Annotated in this window: 17 protein-coding genes; 9 read left to right on the plus strand and 8 right to left on the minus strand. The window is 71.6% G+C overall.

Translation table 11 applies throughout. From position 1 onward, the window contains the following. Positions 1–16: 16 nt before the first annotated feature. From F3H13_RS05500 to F3H13_RS05520, 5 genes are all read right to left on the minus strand, one after another. A complete protein-coding gene (locus tag F3H13_RS05500) occupies positions 17–682 on the minus strand; it encodes a translation initiation factor IF-6 (protein ID WP_149798044.1) in 666 nt (221 codons plus the stop codon). A gap of 1 nt (position 683) precedes the next feature. Next, positions 684–962: a 50S ribosomal protein L31e gene (locus tag F3H13_RS05505; RefSeq protein WP_149798045.1), complete on the minus strand. Its 279-nt coding sequence runs from the start codon at positions 960–962 to the stop codon at positions 684–686. Continuing rightward, positions 963–1,115 (minus strand): 50S ribosomal protein L39e, encoded by a 153-nt coding sequence (locus tag F3H13_RS05510; RefSeq protein WP_004050128.1) that lies wholly within the window; start codon positions 1,113–1,115, stop codon positions 963–965. It abuts the gene before it with no gap. Between the two features lie 117 nt (positions 1,116–1,232). Further along, positions 1,233–2,351: a M20 family metallopeptidase gene (locus F3H13_RS05515; protein WP_149798046.1), complete on the minus strand. Its 1,119-nt coding sequence runs from the start codon at positions 2,349–2,351 to the stop codon at positions 1,233–1,235. Between the two features lie 78 nt (positions 2,352–2,429). Then, positions 2,430–2,714 (minus strand): DUF357 domain-containing protein, encoded by a 285-nt coding sequence (locus F3H13_RS05520; RefSeq protein WP_149798047.1) that lies wholly within the window; start codon positions 2,712–2,714, stop codon positions 2,430–2,432. A 121-nt stretch (positions 2,715–2,835) separates the two neighbouring features. Between F3H13_RS05520 and F3H13_RS05525 the strand changes: the two genes are divergently transcribed. From F3H13_RS05525 to F3H13_RS05550, 6 genes are all read left to right on the plus strand, one after another. Further along, positions 2,836–4,518, plus strand: coding sequence for a pentapeptide repeat-containing protein (locus F3H13_RS05525; RefSeq protein ID WP_149798048.1), 1,683 nt, complete (start codon positions 2,836–2,838; stop codon positions 4,516–4,518). Positions 4,519–4,637: 119 nt separating this feature from the next. Continuing rightward, complete coding sequence (locus F3H13_RS05530) at positions 4,638–5,390, plus strand: RNase P subunit p30 family protein (protein WP_149798049.1); 753 nt, start codon at positions 4,638–4,640, stop codon at positions 5,388–5,390. Next, positions 5,374–5,997, plus strand: a complete 624-nt coding sequence (locus F3H13_RS05535) for a class I SAM-dependent methyltransferase (protein ID WP_149798050.1) — start codon at positions 5,374–5,376, stop codon at positions 5,995–5,997. The genes F3H13_RS05530 and F3H13_RS05535 overlap by 17 nt, the downstream gene beginning before the upstream one ends. A 7-nt stretch (positions 5,998–6,004) precedes the next feature. Further along, the gene (locus tag F3H13_RS05540; protein WP_149798051.1) at positions 6,005–6,484 is read left to right on the plus strand and encodes an Rpp14/Pop5 family protein; all 480 of its coding nucleotides are present in this window, start codon (positions 6,005–6,007) and stop codon (positions 6,482–6,484) included. A 4-nt stretch (positions 6,485–6,488) separates the two neighbouring features. Beyond that, a complete protein-coding gene (gene psmA, locus F3H13_RS05545; RefSeq protein ID WP_149798052.1) occupies positions 6,489–7,268 on the plus strand; it encodes an archaeal proteasome endopeptidase complex subunit alpha in 780 nt (259 codons plus the stop codon). A gap of 54 nt (positions 7,269–7,322) precedes the next feature. After that, the gene (locus F3H13_RS05550; RefSeq protein WP_149798053.1) at positions 7,323–8,189 is read left to right on the plus strand and encodes an SDR family oxidoreductase; all 867 of its coding nucleotides are present in this window, start codon (positions 7,323–7,325) and stop codon (positions 8,187–8,189) included. Between the two features lie 10 nt (positions 8,190–8,199). On the opposite strand, the gene F3H13_RS05555 is transcribed toward F3H13_RS05550, so the two are convergent. After that, complete coding sequence (locus F3H13_RS05555; protein WP_149798054.1) at positions 8,200–8,733, minus strand: hypothetical protein; 534 nt, start codon at positions 8,731–8,733, stop codon at positions 8,200–8,202. A 221-nt stretch (positions 8,734–8,954) separates the two neighbouring features. On the opposite strand from F3H13_RS05555, the gene F3H13_RS05560 reads away from it, so the two are divergent. The 3 genes from F3H13_RS05560 to F3H13_RS05570 are packed head-to-tail and all read left to right on the plus strand — an operon-like array spanning position 8,955 to position 13,032. Continuing rightward, a complete protein-coding gene (locus tag F3H13_RS05560; RefSeq protein ID WP_149798055.1) occupies positions 8,955–10,880 on the plus strand; it encodes a beta-CASP ribonuclease aCPSF1 in 1,926 nt (641 codons plus the stop codon). Between the two features lie 12 nt (positions 10,881–10,892). Then, positions 10,893–12,227, plus strand: a complete 1,335-nt coding sequence (locus tag F3H13_RS05565; RefSeq protein WP_149798056.1) for a protein kinase domain-containing protein — start codon at positions 10,893–10,895, stop codon at positions 12,225–12,227. Then, positions 12,220–13,032: a hypothetical protein gene (locus F3H13_RS05570; protein ID WP_149798057.1), complete on the plus strand. Its 813-nt coding sequence runs from the start codon at positions 12,220–12,222 to the stop codon at positions 13,030–13,032. Before F3H13_RS05565 ends, F3H13_RS05570 begins: the two co-directional genes overlap by 8 nt. 69 nt (positions 13,033–13,101) lie before the next feature. Here the strand turns inward: F3H13_RS05570 and F3H13_RS05575 are convergent, their stop codons facing one another. Then, positions 13,102–14,760 carry a hydantoinase B/oxoprolinase family protein gene (locus tag F3H13_RS05575; protein ID WP_149798058.1) on the minus strand — a complete coding sequence of 553 codons (1,659 nt, stop codon included), beginning with the start codon at positions 14,758–14,760 and terminating at the stop codon, positions 13,102–13,104. Continuing rightward, on the minus strand, positions 14,757–16,841 hold the full coding sequence (locus F3H13_RS05580; RefSeq protein WP_223174379.1) for a hydantoinase/oxoprolinase family protein: 2,085 nt from the start codon (positions 16,839–16,841) through the stop codon (positions 14,757–14,759). Before F3H13_RS05580 ends, F3H13_RS05575 begins: the two co-directional genes overlap by 4 nt. Positions 16,842–16,950 lie beyond the last annotated feature (109 nt).

Below are 16,950 nucleotides of genomic sequence, written 5' to 3' on the forward strand. Positions count from 1 at the left end.
GGAACGCGAGGACTGGTTAGTCGATGAAGGCGAGCGTCTCTTCGATCCGACCGAGTTCGGGCCCGGTCGTGTCCTCGCCGACGACGTACCCCTCGTCGGTGGCGACGAGGCCGGAACCGACGAGCGGCGCGCCGTAGTTGACGGTGCCGAGGTCGGCGCGGACGTCGAGTGCCTCCTCGACGGCCTGAAGCTCCGACTCGGTCGACTGGGGGTGACAGAGCACGCCCGTGTTGTTGGCGACCGCCGCGGTGCCGACGGTCCGGACGTCGCCGAGGTCGCCCCGGGTCACGGGGACGTCGAGCGCGTCTTTGACCGCCTGGATCGACTCCCGGGAGAGGTCCGGGTGGACGTAGGCGCCGTAGTCGTTCGCGAGGACGACGTTGCCGGCGGCGTTGATCTCGCCCGGGAGCTCGCGCACCGTGGTATCGGCCGTGTCGGCGATGCGGTCCTTCTCGCGCTCGGTCGCGCGCGAGGAGACGAGCACGCCGTTCTCGTTGCCCGTCGCGAGCGCGCCGACCGTGTTGGACCTTCCGACTGTCGTCAGCAGCGGCTGGGCGCCGAGTTCCGCTCCGAGGTCCTCGGCGAGGCTCTCGTCGACGTCCGGCCGGACCAGCAGGAGGTCGTCGACGGCGCGGGCGAACACGCCCACGTACGACGAGCCGGTGAAGGTCGCCCGTAACACGTTACTCTGCGTGTTCGGCCTCGACGACCGGCTCGCCGTCCTCGACGAACCGAGCCGCGCGGACCCGAACCGTGCTGGGCGGGTTCTGTCGCCCGTTCTCCCAGACGGCCTCGTTGACGGAGCCGTCGATGATCACGTCGTCCTCGTCCACGGAGAAGTGCTTCGCGAGGTGCTGACGGGTGATCTTCATGGCGTAGTCGGCGCGCTGCTGGACGGGCTTGTCCTTCGCGTCGCGGAGCGGGACAGTGACGACGCGCTCCTCGAAGTCGTTCGTCGACATCTACTCGTCCAGGTCGTTCCGGCGCCAGTTGCGCCGCTTGGGGTTTCGCGTCACGTTCATGTCCGTCTTCATCATGACCCACGCGGGGACGCGGGTGTTCTGGCGCTCGGCCTTCGCCAGACGCTTCTTTTGAGCCTTCGACTTGTCTCCCATAGTGGCGCACACTTCCCCCGGGTCGCATAAAACCCCTTCCATACGGGGTCGCGCGCGGCGGCGCTCGGGCTCCGTTCGGCCGCCGCTCGGCGCGCGCCGAGACATCGGCGGAGCCCGTTACGGTTCCCGCTCGGCGATGCCCGTATAAATCCGGTAACAGCGGTCGAGGACGTCGAGGCTCGCGCTCTCGGTGTCGGTGTGCGCCTCGCCCGGCTCCGAGGCGCCGCAGACGAGACAGTCGGTGCCGGCCCCCGCGAGCCACCCCGCGTCGGTCGCGTGCGGCTTCGTGACGTGTTCGGGCGCGTCGAGGCCGCGCTCGTCGTGGACCGCGCGGGCGACGTCGAGCGCCGCGTCCGCGAACCCGGCGTCGCCGCAGGCCATCGGCGGGAGGTCTTGGTCGACGACGAGTTCGACGCCTGATACCGCGTCGGCGACGCCCGCGAGGTCCGCGCGGCCGCCGGGCACCGTGCGCTCGTCGACGGTCGCCTCGCAGCGCTCCGGGATCACGTTCCACGTCTCGCCGCCGTCGACGATCGTGACCGCGAGCGAGCCCGAGACGTCGTTGCCGAGGACCGTCGCCTCAGGCACGTCGAGGTCGCGCACCGCGTCGATCGCGTCGCAGGCGCGGTATATCGCGTTCTTGCCGGCCTCGGGCTCCGAGGCGTGCGCAGCCTCCCCGCGCGCGACGAGCCGCGATCCGCGCCGCCCGCGGTGAGCGACGACCACGTCCGTCACGCCCGGCTTCGAGTAGTTCGTCGACCCCTCCGCGACGACCGCGCGGTCCGGCGCGAACCCGGCGTCGATCGCGTGGCGCGCCCCATCGCCGCCGACCTCCTCGCCGACGAACGACGCGAAGACCAGTTCCCTTCCCTCGGGCGGCGACGCGTCTCGGAAGGCGCACATCGCGGCCGCGACCGAACCCTTCATGTCGGCGGTCCCGCGGCCGTAGATCCGACCGTCGCGCCGCTCGACGACGTACTCGCCGTCGAGGCCGTCGCCCGTCGTCTGTTCCGGCGCCGGCGGGACCACGTCGTGGTGGCCGACGAGCGCGAGCGAGTCGGCGTCCGGGTCGTCGGTCGCGCCCGCGAACGCGAGGACGTTGCCCGCCCCGTCGCGCTCGACGGTCGCGTCCGTCTCTGCGCGCAGCCACTCCTCGATGGCGTCACCCGCGGCCGCCTCGTCGTCGTGGGAGGGGATCGAGACGAGCCGCTCGGTCAGGTCCGCGAGTTCGTCCATGCCGCCTAGTGGCGGCCGTCACCGCTTAAGCGCGTCCCTCGCGGACACTCGGGGCGACCGGACGCTGGCGCCCGGGCCTCACGTGGTGAACAGTTCGGTGTCGTCGGGCACCGCGAACAGCCCGAGTCGGACGCCGGCGTCGAGCCAGCCGTAGCCGTACGAGTAGGACGCGAGCGCGTTCACGGGGTCGCCGTCAGCCCGGAAGTGACGGCCGTCCTCGAGGTACGACTCGGCCATCTCCGTCACGTCCGCCGCGGCCGAGCCCAGCGGCGTGTCGGCCGGCGGACGCGGCTCCGCGACCGCCAGCGCGTCGGCGAGCATTCGCTCGTAGCGGTCCGTCTTCTCCTCCAAGTCGGCGGGCATACGCGAGTGTCCCGACGGGCGGACAAAAGCGCCCGGGTCGATAGGGGAGGCGGCCGGGGGCGGTCCGGTCGACGGAGGAGCCGACCCGAAGGTTTTCCACCCCTCCCCGTGAGCGCCCGACATGAGCGGAGGGGAGTCGTGCGATTACGCGCACGACGTTGGCGGAGAGCGGTTCGACGACGTCGACGGCGACGTGTGGCGGTGCCCGCTCGACCGCCACGGCGACACCGACTACTGCGTGTTTCACCAGCCGATCCGGTCGCACCCGGTGCGGGGCGTCTCGGCCGAGCGGATCGGAGAGGAGATAGTCGAGGTCGTCGAGTCCGAGGGAGCCGACGAGAACAGGCTGTTCGGCGCCGTCTGTCCGGGTATCGACCTCGAATACGCGGTGGTCGACGGCGAGACGACCCAGCCGGTCGACCTCCGGGAGTCGTGGCTGCTCGGCCCGGTCGAGTGCTACAACTGCCGGTTCGCGAACGTCGTCCGGTTCGACGGCTCCGTCTTCGAGTCGCGCGCGGTGTTCGAGGACGGGACCTTCGCCGCGAGCGCGAGCTTCTCCGACGCCGAGTTTCGCGGCCCGGTCGCGTTCAACCTGACGGCGTTCCGGCGCTGGGCCGACCTGAAGGACGCGACCTTCCACGACGAGGCCTGCTTCAGGGGCGCGTCCTTCGCGAAGGGGCTCTTCGGCGTCGGCGTCGCCTTCCGTGACGCGGCCGACTTCATGAACGCGGCGTTCGACTCCGTCGCGAACTTCTACGACGCGACGTTCGAGCGCGGCGGGCTGTTCTCCTCGGCGACGTTCCGCGCCGACGCGAAGTTCACGGCCTGCGAGTTCGGCGCGCCGGTGGCGGTCGGGACGAACTTCGTCGACGACCCGTCGCTCGCGGACTCCGAACTGCCGTACCGGGATGGGAGGGTCCCGGAGACCTGCCTGGCGCTCTCGTCGGCGCGCTGCGTCGGCGACCTTCAGCTGGCCGAGACGACAGCGGAGTCGCGGATCGTCGCCGCCGGCGTGGACCTCCGCGGCGACGTGGAGCTGCGCGGCATGGAGTCGGTGTCGGGCGACCCGATCACCGTCGACTTCCGGGACGTCGACTCCGTCTCGGGGGCGATCGAGATCACCGATCACCACGTGTTCGACTTCGGCGGGAGCGTGCTCGGCGACGTGCGGCTCGAGCGGGTGGCGTCGGCCGACCCCGACCTCGACAGCTTCCGGTTCGAGAACACCGTCTTTGAGGGGTTCGACTTCGGGGCGTACCGGTCGCTTTTCGACCGGTTGGAGTGGCGGCTCCACGGCGTCGACGCGACGCCGTCCGAGCGGGAGAACACGTACCTGCGGGCGAAAAACGGGGCGATCGCGGTCGGCGAGAACACCGCGGCCCGCGAGTTCCACTTCCGGGAGCTGCTCAACCGCGGTCGGTCCCACCGGCGTTCGGCGTTCGGCGCGACCGACGCGGACGACGGGGGCCTCGGGGGACGGCTCCGGTTCGCGCGGAAGTGGCTGAGCAACCAGGTCCTCAGGTACACCTGCGGGTACGGCGAGCGACCGGGACGCGTCGTGTACGCCTCGATCGGCGTGATCGCGTTGTACGCGCTCGTCTACGCGCGGCTGGGCGTCGAACTGACGTATCAGGGGCCGCTCGCGGCGCTCGCGTTCAGCTTCCAGTCGTTCAACGCGCTCGTGTTGGGGATCCCGGAGGTGTCGACGCCGGGCCTCGGCGTGATCGTCGCGAGCGAGGCGTTCATCGGTCCGTTCTTCGTGGCGCTTTTCGTCTTCGCCATCACGCAGTCGGTCGGCAGGTGAGCCGGCGACCGGGTGCGGCGGCGTGACGGCCCGACCGTCGGGGGCGACAGGGGGCCGCGGAGCGTCGGTGCGGCCCCGAAAGCGCAACGCCGATACGCTCGGCCGCGAAACGGAACCCCATGTACGAGGCCGTTCACGCCCACCCCGACGGGGAGGCGACCGTCGCGCGCCACGCCGCGACCGCCGCCAGGCACGGCTACGACGGGATCGTGGTGCGGACGCGCGACGCGCTGGCGGCGGCCGGCAACGGTGGCGGGTCGACCGCGGCGGACGGTGACGGGAGCCCCATCTGTGACCCCGAGGCCCTTCGGGAGGAGTACGGGATCGACGTCGTCGACGCGGTCGAGATCGACGCCGACGACCCGACGAGCGCCTCCGGCGCGGTCGGGAACTACCGCTCCGACCGGACCGTGGTCTGCGTCGTCGGGGGCGACGACGCCCTGAACCGGTTCGCGGTCGAGCAGGCCCGCGTCGACGTGCTCGTCCGCCCGATGGCGAGCGGCGGCGACTTCAACCACGTCCTCGCGAAGGCGGCGCGCGACAACGGCGTCCGCGTCGAGTTCGATTTCGGCCCGGCGCTGCGCGCCACCGGCGGGAAGCGCGTCCGGGCGCTCGCCGACCTCCGGAAGCTCCGCGAGATCGTCGACCACTACGACGCGCCCTACGTCGTGAGCGCGAACGCGCGCTCGCACCTCGGGCTGCGAGCGCCCCGCGAACTGGTCGCGGTCGGCGAGGCGATCGGGTTCGACGCCGAGGCCGTCCGCGAGGGGCTCCGGGCGTGGGGCGACCTCGTCGAGCGCAACCGGGAGCGCCGCTCCGAGGGCTTCATAGAGCCGGGGGTCCGACGTGGCAGGTATGAAGAAGACGGTTGAGGAGCACGCCGAGCGGTTCTCCGAGAAGGCCGCGGCATACGACGACTCGAAGAGCGACGAGTACCACGCCTGCGCGAGCCTCGTGATCGACCACGCCGCGCCCGAAGCCGACGACGTGGTCCTCGATTTAGGCGCCGGGACCGGCGCCATCGCGCTCGCGGTCGCCGAGGACGCCGAGCGCGTCCTCGCGCGCGATATCAGCGAGGGAATGATGGAGGAGGGTCGCCGGAAGGCGGACGATCGCGGCCTCGACAATGTCGAGTTCGCGTACGGCGAGTTCCGCGACCCCGGCCTCGACTCGGACCGGCGAGTCGACGTCGTCACCTCGAACTTCGCGCTCCACCACCTCGCGGACGACGAGAAGCGAGAGGCGATCCGGGTCATGGCGGAGACCGGCGCCCGGCGGATCGTCCTCGGCGACGTGGCCTTCTTCGAGGAGCCGGACCCCGAGGCGCCCTTTTACAGCCCCGAGGTCGACGACCCGGCGACGGTGGGCACGCTCGTCGAGGCGTTCACCGAGGAGGGGTTCGCGGTGACCGCGGCCGAGCGCGTCCACGACCAGGTCGCGGTGATCGTCGCGGAGCGGGTCCGCGAGCTCCCGGTGTGATATCGCCGTGAAACACCTCCCGAAACACCTCCGGCCGCGGTGGCGGTACCTCGCTGTCGGGATCGAGTCGTGGGCGGACACCGAGATCGGGCGGCGGGCGTTCCAGCGCGCGCTGTGGTACAGCGCCGGCAACCTCCTCGGGGACGCGGGCAGCGCCGACGCCGACCTCACGCTGTTGTCGTTCGCGCACGCGGACGGGACCGGCGAGGCCGTCGTCCGCGTCAGACACGGGCACGTGGACGACGCGCGCGCCGCGATCGCCTGCGTGAGCGAGGTCGACGGCGAGCCGGTCGGAATCCTCGTCAGGGGGATTTCGGGGACGGTGCGTGCCTGTGAGGAAAGATATATGGGTCGCGCGACCGCCAGTTCGACACAGCGAGACGTCGCGTTCGAGGGCGCCGAGCGGCCCGCGGTCGTGCGCGGAGACGCGTGCGACCTGCGGGGCGAGTCGGGCCGCGTCGGCGCGACGATGTTCGACACCGAGTGATATCATGCAGGGCCAATCCCAACAACAGGCGTACGACCGCGGCATCACCATCTTCTCTCCGGACGGCCGACTCTACCAGGTCGAGTACGCTCGGGAGGCGGTGAAACGAGGGACGGCGAGCGTCGGGATCCGCGCCGAGGACGGCGTCGTCCTCGCGGCCGACAAGCGCGCCCGCTCCCCCCTCATGGAGCCGGAGAGCATCGAGAAGCTCCACAAGGCCGACGACCACGTCGGCGTCGCGAGCGCGGGCCACGTCGCGGACGCCCGCCAGCTTATCGACTTCGCGCGCCGGCAGGCGCAGGTGAACCGCCTCCGCTACGGCGAGCCGGTCGGCATCGAGACGCTGACGAAGAACATCACCGACCACATCCAGCAGTACACGCAGGTCGGCGGCGCGCGCCCGTTCGGCGTCGCGCTCATCGTCGGCGGGGTCGAGAACGGCGAGCCGCGCCTGTTCGAGACGGACCCCTCGGGCACCCCCTACGAGTGGCAGGCGCTCTCGATCGGCTCGGACCGCAGCGACCTCCGCGACTACCTCGAGTCGGAGTACGACGAGGGCATTTCGACGGACGAGGCGGTCGGGCTCGCGCTCGACACCCTCGCGCAGTCGAACGACGGCGAACTGTCGCCCGACGGCGTCGGCGTCGCAACGATCACCGTCGACGACCCCGAGTACGCGGAGCTACCGACCGACGAGATCGAAGGGGTTCTCGACGAGCGCGACCTGCTCGCGACCGACGAGGACGAGGCGGACGGCGAGGACGCCGACGCCGACGAGGAGTAACGCGTCCGCTCGCTCCCGGTCGCCGGAGGCGTTTCGCCGCCGGTCGGGAGAGTTATGCCGTCGGAGACTGACCGGAGAGGCGTGCAGAAGACGGCACTCATCACCGGCTGTTCCTCGGGCATCGGCCGCGCCGCGGCGCACGCGTTCCTCGACGAGGGATGGACCGTGTACGCTACCGCGCGGAACCCCGCGGACGTCGAAGCGCTCGGCGAGGCGGGCTGTGAGCTCGCCACGCTCGACGTCACCGACCAGGACGACGTCGACCGCGTCGTGGACCGCGTCTTAGACGAGGAGGGCGCGATCGACGCCCTGATCAACAACGCCGGCTACGGTCAGTTCGGCCCCGTCGAGGACGTCGCTACGGAGCGGGTCCACGACCAGTTCGACGTGAACGTGTACGGTCCGCATCGCCTGATCCGCGCGGTCCTCCCGGCGATGCGCCGCGAACGCGACGGGACCATCGTCAACGTCTCCTCGGTCGCCGGTCGGGTGTCGATTCCCGGCGGCGGCGTCTACAGCGGCTCGAAGTTCGCCCTGGAGGCGATGTCCGACGCGCTCCGCAACGAGGTCGCGGACCTCGGTATCGACGTGGTCGTCGTCGAGCCCGGCCCGGTACAGACGAACTTCTCGAAGCGCGCGGAGCGGGAAGCGGACCCCGAGGAGCGCGAGGGGATCGCACGGACCGACGCGTACGAGGAGTTCTACGCGATGTTCGAGGACGCGAAGCTGATCGGCGGCGACGGCCCCGGCGCGGTCGAGCCGGAGCTCGTCGCGAACGCCATCTACGACGCCGCGAGCGCGACCCAGCCGCCGGCACGGGTGCAGCCCGGCACCGTCGCGCGCGTCGGCGTCCTCGCGCGACTCCTCCCCGAAGCGCTGCTGGATAAGGCGTACGGGCTCGTTCGAAACTTTACCTCGTAGTGGTCGGGCGTCACGCCGGACCGCTGCCGTCGCCGTCCGCGTCGACCGCGAACGGGCTCTCCCTCTCTCGCCAGTCCCAGCCGGGGAGCCGCGTCTGGAAGCCGGCCGCGAGCGCGGCGTCGAGGTCGTCCGCGCCGGCGGTCCCGGCCCCGGTCCGGTCCGTCTCGGCCGTGGCGTCCCGGTCCACGTAGAGGTCCGTGACGTGGAACGTCGCTTCGGCGAGCAGCGAGAGGGGGCGGCCGCCCGCTATCGTCGCGGCCAGCTCGCGGCCGAGGACCTCGTCGACGACGAAGCCGGGGTAGTCGCCGGCCACGTCGAGGTCGCGCAGGAGCGCGACGCAGGCCGCGACGTTGACTGCGACCTCGCCGGCGGCGAAGACGGCGTCGACCTCGCGGCGGTACGCGTCGGGCGCCACCGCGTCGACGTCGGTCTCGAAGAGCCGGCCGAGCCGGTCGCGGGTGTCGTTGAGAATCGGGACGACCACGTCGGCGCGGTCGCGGACCCAGGCGTGTTCGTCGCGGACCGTCTCTGGCGTGACGCGCATGGACGGAGTCAGGTCGCCTGCGGCTTGCCCTTTGCGAAGGCTTTTATAACGGCGGGGCAGTAGTCCGATCCAAGCGGGTTTTCGCTGGCTGTTCCCGCGTACGGAACCAGTACGGACAGTACTTCCACTATGCCTACCCCGTCACGGTCGATCGATCGGCGGCGAGTCGCCGCGCGACGTGATTCGACGACGACGGCGGCCTCGACGACCCGAAGTGAGATATGAGTCAAGTCGACAAGCAACTCGATACGTTGAAATCAGAGATCGAACAGGAGATCCCGAACGATATCACGGTCACCGACGTGAAATACGAGGGGCCGGAGCTGGTCGTGTACACGCGCGACCCCAAGCGCTTCGCGGGCGACGGCGACCTTATCCGCCGGCTCGCCTCGAAGCTCCGCAAGCGGATCACGGTCCGACCGGACCCGAGCGCCCTCTCGCCGCCGGCGCGGGCCGAAGACCAGGTCCGGGAGGTGATCCCGGAGGAGGCCGGCGTGACCGACCTCGACTTCCACGAGGACACCGGCGAGGTCGTCATCGAGGCCGAAAAGCCCGGGATGGTGATCGGCCGCCGCGGCTCGACGCTCCGCGAGATCACCCAGGAGGTCGGCTGGACCCCCGAGGTCGTTCGGACGCCGCCGATAGAGTCCTCCACCGTCTCGAACGTCCGCGGCTTCCTGAAGAACGAGCGCGAGGAGCGCCGCGACATCCTCGAACGCGTCGGCCGGCAGATCCACCGCGAGGAGATGTCCGACGACGAGTGGGTCCGGATCACGACGCTCGGCTGCTGCCGCGAGGTCGGCCGCGCGGCCTTCATCCTCTCGACGCCCGAGACCCGGATCCTCATCGACTGCGGCGACAAGCCCGGCGCGGAGGGAGAGGTGCCGTACCTCCAGGTGCCCGAGGCGCTCGGCGCCGGCGCGGCGACGCTCGACGCGGTCGTGTTGACCCACGCCCACCTCGACCACTCGGCGCTAGTCCCGCTGCTGTTTAAATACGGCTACGACGGTCCCATCTACACGACGGAGCCGACCCGCGACCTGATGGGTCTGCTCACGCTCGACTACCTCGACGTCGCGGCGAAGGACGGGCGGACGCCGCCGTACGAGTCCGCGCAGGTCCGCGACGCGATCAAACACACCATCCCGCTGGAGTACGGCGACGTGACCGACGTGGCTCCGGACGTGAAGCTCACGTTCCACAACGCGGGCCACATCCTCGGCAGCGCCGTTACCCACTTCCACATCGGCGACGGCCTCTACAACGTCGCGTTCTCGGGCGACATCCACTACGAGGACACGCGCCTCTTCAACGGCGCGGTCAACGATTTCCCGCGCGTGGAGACGCTCGTGTTGGAGTCCACCTACGGCGGCCGCAACGACTACCAGACCGACCAGGAGGACTCCGAAGAGGCGCTCAAGGAGGTCATCAACGAGACGTACGAGCAGGGCGGGAAAGTCGTCATCCCCGCCTTCGCCGTGGGGCGCTCCCAGGAGATCATGCTCGTCTTAGAGGAAGCGATGCGCGAGGGGGATATCCCCGAGATGCCCGTCCACCTCGACGGGATGATCTGGGAGGCGACCGCGATCCACACGACGTACCCCGAGTACCTCCGCGACGACCTCCGCGACCGCATCTTCCACGAGGACGAGAACCCGTTCCTCGCCGACCAGTTCAACCACATCGACGCCGGCGAGGAGGAGCGACAGGAGGTCGCCGACGGCGATCAGTGTATCATCGTCTCCACGTCCGGGATGATCGAGGGCGGACCGATCATGTCGTGGCTCCGCCACATCGGTCCCGACCCGGACTCGAACCTCGTGTTCGTCGGCTACCAGGCGCAGGGTACGCTCGGCCGCCGGATCCAGAACGGCTGGGACGAGATCCCGGTCGACGGCTGGGGCGGCGGCAGCCGCGGCGACACGCTGACTCTGGAGATGGGCACGGAGGTCGTCGACGGCTTCTCCGGTCACGCCGACCGGCAGGGGTTAGAGAACTTCGTGAAGACGATGAACCCGCGCCCGGAGAAGGTCCTCTGTGTCCACGGCGACGAGAGCTCGGTTCAGGACCTCTCGTCGTCGCTGTATCACGACTACAACATGCGGACGTTCGCGCCGAAGAACCTGGAGACGTTCCGGTTCAAGTAAGCGCGCGACGAGATGGACCGAACCGACGAGACGCCGGACCCGGACGACCTCCTCGAGACGGCGCTCACGGACCCGGAATCGCTGGATGCGGCGCGAACCGCGAGGCTGGTGGCGCAGCTGGAACAAGACGACGCGGACGTCCGGCGGGCCGCGTCGTGGGCGATTCGCTTCGTCGCCGCGGAGCGGCCCTCGATCGTCGACACCTGCGCCGGTCGGTTCCGGCGGGCGCTCCGTGACCCCGAGGCCCGACCGGTCGTCCTCCGGACGCTCGCGGTCCTCGCTGAACACAACCGGGAGGCGGTCACCGAGATCGTCGACGGGGCGGTCGAGGCCGAAGCGATCGACGAGGTCGTCGGGCGACGCGTCGTCGGGGGGTACCGGCCCTCGGAACCAGAGTCCGGCGGGTCGGTTATCACCGACGAAGGAGAGGAAGCGACCCCGCCGACCGAGACCGCCGTCGACGTTGAGCGTCGCGAACCGAGCGACGCGGCACCCGACGAGGGACCGCCGGAGCCGTCCGGTCATCCTCCGGCCGAGCCACCGGCCAAACCGCCGCGGCTCGACCGAACGCTTCCCGAATACGATCCGGTCCCGGCCGAGGAACGGCGCGGTGGTTCGGACGTCGACACCACCAGATTCGCCGAGGGCGGTCGAGAGTTCACGGCGGCTCGTCGAACGGCGGCGAGCGCGCGGAGCGTCGACGAGACGGCGTTCCGGGACGCGGTCGAGCGGTGGCGTCGGATCGACGGGCACGACGCCGTCGCGCGCGTCGTGGACCACGGAACGCGCCCCGCGCCGTGGCTCGTCTCCGAGCGGGGCGCTCCGGGATCGCTCGCCGATCGGGACGCGCCGGTCCCGCCGGCGGAGGCCCGATGGATCCTGTCTCGGATCGCGGCCGCGCTCGGCTACGCGCACGCGGCCGGCGTGTTACACGGGGGAGTCTGGCCGGGAGTCGTCACGCTCGTGAACGCGGTCGAAGACCCGGACGCCTGGGCGTATCCGCGGGTCGGCGGCTGGGGGCTCCGAGCGGCGGTCGGGCCGACCGCGGAGCTCTTCGAGCTACCCGACCGCTACGCCGCGCCGGAACACGTCGCGCCCGATCGGTTCGGGGGCGTCGACGCCGCGACCGACATCTACGGGCTCGGCGTGATCGGGCACGAGCTACTGACGGGTAGCGCACCGGTCCGGGAGGACGGGACCGTCCGCCCCACCCGGACGGTCGCCGAGGGCGTCCCCGAAGGGCTGTCGACGGTCCTCGCGAAGGCACTCAAACCGGCGAAGATGGCCAGGTACGCGTCCGCGGCGGCGTTCGAACGGGACCTGGCCGCGGAGGGCGACGGTGCGTGAGCTTGCGGCGGGATCGATTCGCCTCGCGGACCCCGGTCTCCCCGCGAGCGTCCCGGACGCTGCGGCCGTCGTCGGGCCCGCCACGGTGTCGTCAGGGACGGGCGTCACTCGGTTCGTCGCGGCGGTACTCGTGTTGACCGCGTGTCTCGGGACGGCGCGGTACGCGCTGGTGACCGCGAGACACGAGCCGCACGACACCCTCGTGTGGCGCTACGTCGCGCTGTCGACGACCGTCGGTGCCGTCTTCGCGGGGCTGCTACTGGTCGAGACGGTCACGCCGACCGTCGGAACGGTCGTCGTCGCGTTCCGGCTCCTCGCGCAGCTGTTCTTCGTTGCCTTCCTCGCGCTGTCGCTGCGGGAGCTGTACTACGCACAGCCCGCGACGTCGACGGAGAGCGACCGGATCTCGCTGTCGACCGCCCGGCGGATCGAGACCGGATTCATGCTGCTCGCATTAGTCCAGTTCCCGGTCGTCGTCTGGGTCGGGCCGACGGCGGTCGCACAGGTGATCCTCGCGCTCGCGGCCGGCGCGTTCACCGTCTACGGCGCCTCGTTCGGGCAGGCGATCCGCGCCCGGCGGTTGACCCGCGGAACCGTCCTCGACGCCACCGTCACCTACACCATCGCCGTCCTGCTCTGTGTCGGGGCGCTGAGCGTCGCGGAGGGAGCGGTCCTCGCGCCGATCCCTCAGGCCGCCGTCAGCGGCGCGGTCAACGTTCTCCTGGTGATGGTCGGAACGTTCCTGATCAGCCTCATCATCAGGCTGAAACGGAGCGCCGACGCGAGCGGCGGTGCCACCCCCTGACGCGGGCGGAGTCGTCGGTTCGGCGTCCGTAACCGGGTTCGGCGTCCGCGACTGGATTCGGCGTCCGTCTCAGTCGTCGACCTTCCCGTCCCGTCCTTCCCCGTCCGACTCGCGCTCCCGCGCGTCGACCTTCCCGTCCCGCCGGTCCCGCTCCCGCGCGTCCGGGTCGCGTTCGGCAGGGTCGCCGTGCCCGCCGCCGCCCGGCGTCCGGACGGAGACCGTCGTTCCGGCCGCGACGTCGACGGACGCCTTCGCCGGGACCGCCTCGCCGTCGATCAGGTTCTCCCCGAGCGCGCCCTCCGCGCCGCCGTCGAGCCCCCGCGGGGCGGTCCGCCGGCGCTCGGTTAGTAGCGAGACGGTCGCGTCGGTCTCGACGGTGACGGTCCGCTCGATGCCGAGGCCGCCGCGATGGCGGCCGTCGCCGCCGCTCGACGGGCGCAGCGCGTAGCGCTCGACGCGGAGCGGGTACGCCGTCTCCAGCGCCTCGATCGGCGTGTTGAGCGTGTTGGTCATCCCGACCTGAACGCCGTCCATCCCGTCTTTGGTCGGCCGGGCGCCGAACCCGCCGGCGATCGTCTCGTAGTAGGTGAACTCCCCCGCGCGGTCGCCGATTATCAGGTTGTTCATCGTCCCCTGCCCGCCGGCGGGAACGGCGTCGGGCACCGCCTCTGCGAGCGCTTCCAGCGTCACGTCGGTGACGCGCTGGCTCGTCTCGACGTTCCCGCCGACGACCGCGGCCGGCGGTCGGGGGTCGAGCAGCGATCCCTCGGGTGCCGAGACGGAAACCGGCTCGTAGCAGCCGTGGTTCGGCGGGATATCCGGGTCGGTGACCGCGCGGACGACGAAGTACACCGCGCTCTTCGCGACGGAGAACGGGGCGTTCAGGTTGCCGTCCACCTGGTCGGCGGTGCCGGCGAAGTCGACGTCGATCGCGGCGCCGTCGACGGTGACCGCCACCTCGACCGGGATGTCCGCGTCCGTCACGCCGTCGCCCTCGAGGACGTCCCGCGCGCGGTAGGTGCCGTCCGGCAGCTCCCGGATCTCCGCTTCGACGCGCTCTCGGGAGTAGTCGATGACGGCGTCGAACGCGTCGAGTAGCGTCGACCCGTGCTCGTCGAGCAGTTCGCCGACCCGCTCCTCCGCTCGCGCGTTCGCGGCGCGCTGCGCGCGGAGGTCCGCCTCGCGCTCGTCCGGCGTGCGGACGTTGGCGAGGATGAGATCGCGGACGGCGTCGTTCGGCTCGCCGCCGTCGACGAGGCGGACCGCCGGGAGCCGGAGCCCCTCCTCGTATATTTCCCGCGCGCCGGGCGGCATGCTCCCCGGCGCGCTCCCGCCGACGTCGGCGTGGTGCGCGCGCGACACCGCGTACCCGACGACATCGCCGTCGGGCGCGACCGGCGAGACCAGCGTGACGTCGGGGAGGTGGGTTCCGCCGGCGAACGGGTCGTTGACGACGAACACGTCGCCTGGCTTCGGGTTCTTTTCGAGGACGACCTCGACCGCGTCGGGCATCGCGCCGAGGTGGACCGGGATGTGTTCGGCCTGCGCGACCAGCCGGCCGTCGGCGTCGAACAGCGCGGTCGAGCAGTCCTGCCGCTCCTTGATGTTCGGCGAGTACGCGCCGCGGATCAGCACGTGGCCCATCTCGGCCGCGACGCTCTCCAGCTGGTTCCGGAGGATCTCCAGCGAGACCGGGTCGATGTCCGCGTCGGCGCCGGCGTCGCTCACGCGTCGCTCACCTCCGCGACCAGCGCGCCGTCGTCGCGCAGTCGGACGCGCCACGCGGGCGGGACGACGACCGTGCTTTCCGCGCCTTCGATCACGACTGGCCCCTCGACCCCCTCACCCGTCGGGAACCGATCGCGGTCGTAGACGGGCGTCTCGCGGGCCCCGTCGGGGAAGACCGCCTCGCGGGTGGTCCGCGGCTCGGCGCCCTCGCCCCCGACGGCCCCGACCGCGGGCGCGCTCCGGGGGACCGTCGCCGTCGCGCGGCAGTTCACCAGGTCGACCGGCTCGTCGGCGCGGTAGCCGTACGCCGACTCGTGGGCCGCCGCGAACCGCTCCCCGACGGCCGCGGGGTCGAAGGGGCGCTCGACGTCGACGGTGAGCTCGAAGCTCTGCCCGGCGTACCGGCAGTCAGCGGCGTACTCGACGCGCGCCGCGTCCGGGTCGCTGACCTCGTCCAGCAGGTCGTCCGTCAGGTCCCCGTAGAGCGCGTCGACCGCCTCTGGGTCGACCGTGTCGAGCGGCCCCTGGCGCGTCCGTACCGCGTCGCGCGTCTCGTCTGCCGCGAGCAGGCCGTACGCTGACAGGACGCCCGACGCGTGGGGAACGACGACGCGCTCGACGTCGAGGCCGTCCGCGATCGAGACCGCGTGCATCGGGCCGGCGCCGCCGAACGCGACGAGGCCGAACTCGCGGGGGTCGTGACCGCGCTCGACGGTGACAGAGCGGATCGCGCGGGCCATGTCGGCGTTCGCGACGCGGTGGACGCCGAGCGCGGCCGCGACCGGGCCGTCCATCCCCGCCTCGTCGGCGAGGTCGGCGAGCGCGTCGCGGGCGGCCGCCGCGTCGAGCGACAGGTCGCCGCCGAGGTCCGTGTCCGCGCCGACGTACCCCAACACGAGGTTCGCGTCCGTGACGGTCGGCTCCGTCCCGCCCTTCCCGTAGCAGGCGGGGCCGGGGTCGGCGCCGGCCGAGCGCGGGCCGATCCGGAGCGCGCCCCCGGCGTCGACCCACGCGATCGACCCGCCGCCGGCGCCCACGGTCTCGACGTCGACCATCGGCGTGCCGATGGGTCGGTCGGCGACCGCCGACTCCGTCGTCCGCGCCACCTCGCCGTCGCGGACGAGGCTCACGTCGCTGGAGGTGCCGCCCATGTCGAAGGTGATCAGCCCGTCGCGGTCGGCGTCGGCTCCCGCCGTCGCGCTCGCTCCCACGACGCCCGCCGCAGGGCCCGAGAGGACGGTCGTCACGGCGTTCCGCCTGACGGTGTCGGCGTCGGTGACGCCGCCGTTGGCCTGCATGATCCGCGGCTGCGGGAGGCCCAGGTCCCGCGCCCGCTCGGTGAGGCGACCGACGTAGCCGTCGATCGCCGGGCGCACGTACGCGTCGACGACTGTCGTCGAGGTGCGCTCGTACTCGCGGAACTCGGGGAGCACCTCGTGGGAGGCGGACACCGGGACGTCGAGTTCCGCGCGCAGCGCGTCCGCGACGCGCGCTTCGTTCTCGGGGTGCGCGTAGGCGTGCAGCAGGCAGACCGCGACGGACTCGACGCCCGCGTCGCGGAGATTGGCGACGAGCGACTCGATCTCGGGGTCGTCGACCGGGCGCTCGACCCCGTCCGGAGCCGCGCGCTCGGCGACCTCGAACCGGCGGCGCCTGGAGACCAGCGGCGCGGGCTTCTCGGCGTCGAGGTCGTACAGCGACGGCCGGGTCTGCCGGCCGATCTCCAGCACGTCGCGGAACCCCTCGGTTGTCACGAGCGCGGTCCGCGCGCCGTCGTTCTCTAAGAGCGCGTTGACGGAGACGGTCATCGCGTGGGAGAACTCGGTCACGCTCTCGGGGTCGATCCCGGCCGCCTCGCAGGCCCTCTCGATGCCCGCCGCGACGCCCTCGCTCTGGTCGTCGGTGCTCGGCACCTTTGCGGTGACGAGGTCGCCGTCTACGGAGAGCGCCACGTCGGTGAACGTCCCCCCGACGTCGACGCCGATCGCCGGGCCGGCCGTCGGTCGGTCGTGGGCGCCCTGTCGATCTTCGACGCCCTGTCGATCGGCCGCCGGTCGACCGTCCGCGGATCCCCCGCCCATCTACGACACCCCCGCGGCGTCGCGGGGCCTCCGGACGCCGGGCGGCGCGGTGTCTCGGTCGCATGGCATAGGCCCCCATCGTTACCGGACGGACTTAAGACCGCCCAGT

It is taken from the genome of Halorubrum xinjiangense (assembly GCF_900102375.1).
GTDB classification, from domain to species: domain Archaea; phylum Halobacteriota; class Halobacteria; order Halobacteriales; family Haloferacaceae; genus Halorubrum; species Halorubrum xinjiangense.